Here is a 3,864-nt window from a genome sequence, read left to right as displayed (position 1 = left end):
GTAAACGTTTTGTGTTTACTTTTAGATTGCTTGTTTTTCACTACCCTAGGGTAGGACCTGTCTTTCCTTACTGGTAATACTTCCCTGATAAGTTTTTCATGTAGTGTTTCTAAAATTTTCTCTGGATTTTCACATACAAACAATTCAACTATTACTCTTTTAATCCTGCCAAAGGATTTATTATTGTTGATTTTTACAGGATGTTTCCTGTATGCATATTGCTGCTGGGCTGTTTCTTGCGCTTCTTTGATTAATAAAGAATGTAAATTTGCCACTATCACAGTTGCATAAAAATCTTGCTTAACAGATATTTCGGTCAAACCGCTAAATGCCTCTAATTGCATAATATTCTTCTGTATAGCTATATTAGTTTCCAACGCTCCATCTCTTTGCATATAAATCCTTAAACTCTTCTTTTTTAAAACCCTCATTATTCAAAAGATTAGTAATAAGTACCTCTATACGTCCATTATTCAATTCTACTCGTATCAATCTCACTTTAATTGCTGTATCTGCATTTACAACAAATCCACTTTGACGCAGCCCTTCTATTATTCTATTGGTTGGTTTAATGGAAACAATATCTTCTTGATTGCCACTTTTAATAAATGTCTTTATCCAATTATGATTTTCATTACCTCTTATTACAAATTTTCGCTCTGTTTCTTGCCATAAATGCAAAGCAATCATTTTGTAGTTGCAAAAATTTCTATCATAAATTGCTATAGTATCCTGCTCTAAATTGTCGGTTTTGTTATACGTTATGCTTAATTCGCCAACTTGGTAGGGAGCAATTATTGAGTCAACAACTAATTCATTTAAAATATCATAATAATAGAGGGCTTTAGCTTGTACAAAAAAAGCATGTTGATTACTTTGACCCCCAAAAGCTGTTCTAAGAGAATGGTTATTTATCAAACTCACATTTGACCCATCGACTGCGATTAAACGGTATCCTTTCCATCGCTTTACTTTTTCTTGTGCATAAGTATAAAAACTTTTAAGCAAAACTTGGTTCCAATAATAAAAAAATAATGGGTTTAGCTTGATCCTCTGTTGACTAAAACTACTTACCGAATAGGTTCCTGAATGTTCAAATTCATTAAAAAACTCCTCAATTTCAACACTTAATGTTTTCTTACACAGTTTAGTAATAAGTAATACTAGTTTTTCAAATGGTAGTTTTCTGTTCCGCATAAAAGAATTCTCTTTTAAACTAAATTGATCCAACAGAGCTCTATTGGCAAAAACTATTTCAATGAAATTTTTTAATTCTTTTATTGTTTTTAAATTTACATCTTTCATTACAGCTACGGTTTTAGTTATAGTTATGTTATTTTGTCAACTACAAAATTATAACAACCGTAGCTTTTTTTTTCAAAAAATTCCTTAACTTAATGACATTGCCCATAGGGACCCCATTGTTGATTTTTCAAAAGACAGTGAAGAAGGGATATAATTTAATAAAGGTAGCTGGCAGGAAGCACTTCAATTGGCAAAAAAAGACAATAAAATTATCTTTTTGGACATATACGCCACGTGGTGCGGCCCTTGCAAGAAGTTAAAGAGCAATACATTTTCTAATAAAGAGGTTGGTGGTTTCTATAATCCAAATTTCATTAATGTAGCAATGGATGGCGAAAAAGGAGAAGGCCTGGAACTTGCCAGGAAATTTGGTGTAAGAAGTTATCCCACCCTACTTTTTATTGACAGCAAAGAAAATTTAATTGCAGGGACAGCAGGCTTTCACAATCCTATGGAATTTCTGCAGATTGGACAGAAGGTGCTCAAAAAAGCAAATTAAGGCCAATCCTTAAACAAAAACGCTTACGATAAAGAAAATCTTTGGGAATTGAAACAAAAGTGAAATGGCTAAAAGATTATCAGGAGGTATCAGCCAGCCAGGCACCTTCCTGTATTCAAGTCAAATCATTTAATTCTTGCACTTTCCACCGGAGTCAATACTGCATTCCTACTTATATGAGCTATAGAAAAACTTTATCTTAAGAATGCATGCATTGTATGGCTTTTTACATTGGCTGTTCCCTGTGGTTATGCTAAATCATCTTTATGTGCTGGTAGTGGCTGCATAGAATGAACCCGTAAATCATAGCCCTCACTGTTACATCTAATTGAGTTGCAAGTGTGTGCAAATTGTTATAGGAACTTATATTTACAATTTTATGGAATAGGAGTAGTTTTGCCGACTAAATAGCGTAGCAAAAAAGTTCAGGACTCAATAATAACAAAATCAGATGATGCAATTCTGGAAACCTGATAATCATCCATTTTACTTATACAGCAATAAAATGATTCAGCAAAAAGTGGATTACATTCATTATAATCCAGTTGAAGCTGGAATTGTTGAAAAGCCAGAGGAATATTTATATAGCAGTGCAAGAGATTTTAGTGAAATAAAAGGATTATTAAAATTGGAGCCATGGTAAAAGTGGTTAATTCAGATTCAAGGGAACGTTATAAACTTTCCTTATTTTAGCTCACCAGTGATCCTGCGGAACACTGGCGAGAGCGAGGGGCTTTTGTTAAAAATTCTTAACCTGTTGGTGAAAAGTTAACTGTGGCATAAAATCAACATTCTATGTAATAAATGGATAGAATTTTTCTAATATGTAACTATTAAGGTAAAATCTCCTTGGCATAATTATTACTTATAGAAATATAATTATTTCTTATTCCTAAATTTAATAAATATGAAAAATATTTTTTTCACCATCGCTATTGCCGCTATTCTATCTCTACTGGATTCATGTAGTAGTACCCAGGTATATTCGGATAGAGCAAAAGGGGTTGATTTTAGCAAATTCAGTACTTATGCCTGGTTGCCGGTAGTTGATACCTCTTCCGGCTCACTTTATTATAACGATATTGTGGAACAGAATCTGGTGGATAAGGTAAACAATGAAATGAATGCCAGGAACTACAGATTGGATGTAAATAATCCTGAACTGCTCATCCTGTTACACGTGAATTTTGAACAGGAGCAGGAGCAAATAGTGAGTACTTATCCGCTATACAATACTTATCCCTATTTTTTTGACGGATTCAGCCCTCTTTATATCCGGCCTTACCATTACCCGTACTACAACACTTTAGGTACTGTATATGCCACTGATGTGGAAAATATTGAATATACTACAGGTACTGTAGTAGTGGATATAATACGCAACAGCGATGACAAACTTATATGGAGAGGCTGGTCTAAAGAACGCATAAATCCTAACACACCCAGCAGAGAACTGGAGGAATTGGTTTCTAAGATATTCAATGAGTTTCCGGTTAAAGAACAAAAAGAAATGTCAGAAAGCAGCACATTGCCTGACCAAATGTTCAAATAAAGTATGGTTGGGAATGATAAAAGCATGGATATTCAGTAGTTAATTTATATTATTGCAAAAAGCCGTATATAAACAGAAGCAGTAACATTAAATTGAACCGGATCCTTTAAAAGGAGCCGGTTTTATTTTGAGATATTAATCAATTAAACTCATATGATTCCTTAATGTATTGTACTTTAATTAGATAACATGAAAAATTATAGCTTTTTAAAAGTCTTTTCACCTCTTCTTTAACATTTAAAACCTGAGAAAATTTTTTATTTTACAAGTTCCGGAGAAATAATAAGACCATATAAGTGTCTAAAAAGACTTTATCAACCTTAACCAAGTTCTGTCAGGAAAGAAAGGGGGAAATTTTCCTGATTTACATCGCGTTATTATGGTTTTAAAGGATGGCTCAGAGGAATGCATCATCATGCCAATCATTTACAAGCATATATCGATGAGTATACATACAGATTCAATAGGAATAATATGAAAGCAGGTGTTTTTGACAATTTAATGGAAA

Annotated in this window: 4 protein-coding genes and 2 pseudogenes; 4 read left to right on the top strand and 2 right to left on the bottom strand. The window is 33.1% G+C overall.

The features are described from left to right. Both H0V01_07925 and H0V01_07920 read right to left on the bottom strand, forming a co-directional pair. The coding region (locus H0V01_07925; protein ID MBA2583295.1) for a hypothetical protein at nt 1–377 on the bottom strand (377 nt) is incomplete at its 3' end. Continuing rightward, nucleotides 367–1,305, bottom strand: coding sequence for an IS4 family transposase (locus H0V01_07920; protein MBA2583294.1), 939 nt, complete (start codon nt 1,303–1,305; stop codon nt 367–369). The genes H0V01_07925 and H0V01_07920, both read right to left, overlap by 11 nt. 97 nt (nt 1,306–1,402) lie before the next feature. Between H0V01_07920 and H0V01_07915 the strand changes: the two are divergent. The 4 genes and pseudogenes from H0V01_07915 to H0V01_07900 all read left to right on the top strand — a co-directional run bounded on the left by H0V01_07915 (nt 1,403) and on the right by H0V01_07900 (nt 3,864). Next, nucleotides 1,403–1,804, top strand: a pseudogene (locus H0V01_07915) (thioredoxin family protein). A gap of 451 nt (nt 1,805–2,255) precedes the next feature. Further along, nucleotides 2,256–2,447, top strand: a complete 192-nt coding sequence (locus tag H0V01_07910) for a hypothetical protein (GenBank protein MBA2583293.1) — start codon at nt 2,256–2,258, stop codon at nt 2,445–2,447. A gap of 264 nt (nt 2,448–2,711) precedes the next feature. After that, a complete protein-coding gene (locus H0V01_07905; protein ID MBA2583292.1) occupies nt 2,712–3,356 on the top strand; it encodes a DUF4136 domain-containing protein in 645 nt (214 codons plus the stop codon). Nucleotides 3,357–3,656: 300 nt separating this feature from the next. Next, a pseudogene (locus tag H0V01_07900) lies at nt 3,657–3,864 on the top strand (transposase).

Source organism: Bacteroidota bacterium, from assembly GCA_013696965.1.
In the GTDB taxonomy this organism is placed as follows: Bacteria; Bacteroidota; Bacteroidia; order JACCXN01; family JACCXN01; genus JACCXN01.
This window is presented reverse-complemented; position numbering and strand designations above follow the sequence as displayed.

Bases quoted from the DNA above. Each gene is read 5' to 3' on its own strand.
- H0V01_07910 (MBA2583293.1), top strand. From the start codon at position 2,256: ATGATGCAATTCTGGAAACCTGATAATCATCCATTTTACTTATACAGC.
- H0V01_07920 (MBA2583294.1), bottom strand. From the start codon at position 1,305: ATGAAAGATGTAAATTTAAAAACAATAAAAGAATTAAAAAATTTCATT.
- H0V01_07905 (MBA2583292.1), top strand. From the start codon at position 2,712: ATGAAAAATATTTTTTTCACCATCGCTATTGCCGCTATTCTATCTCTA.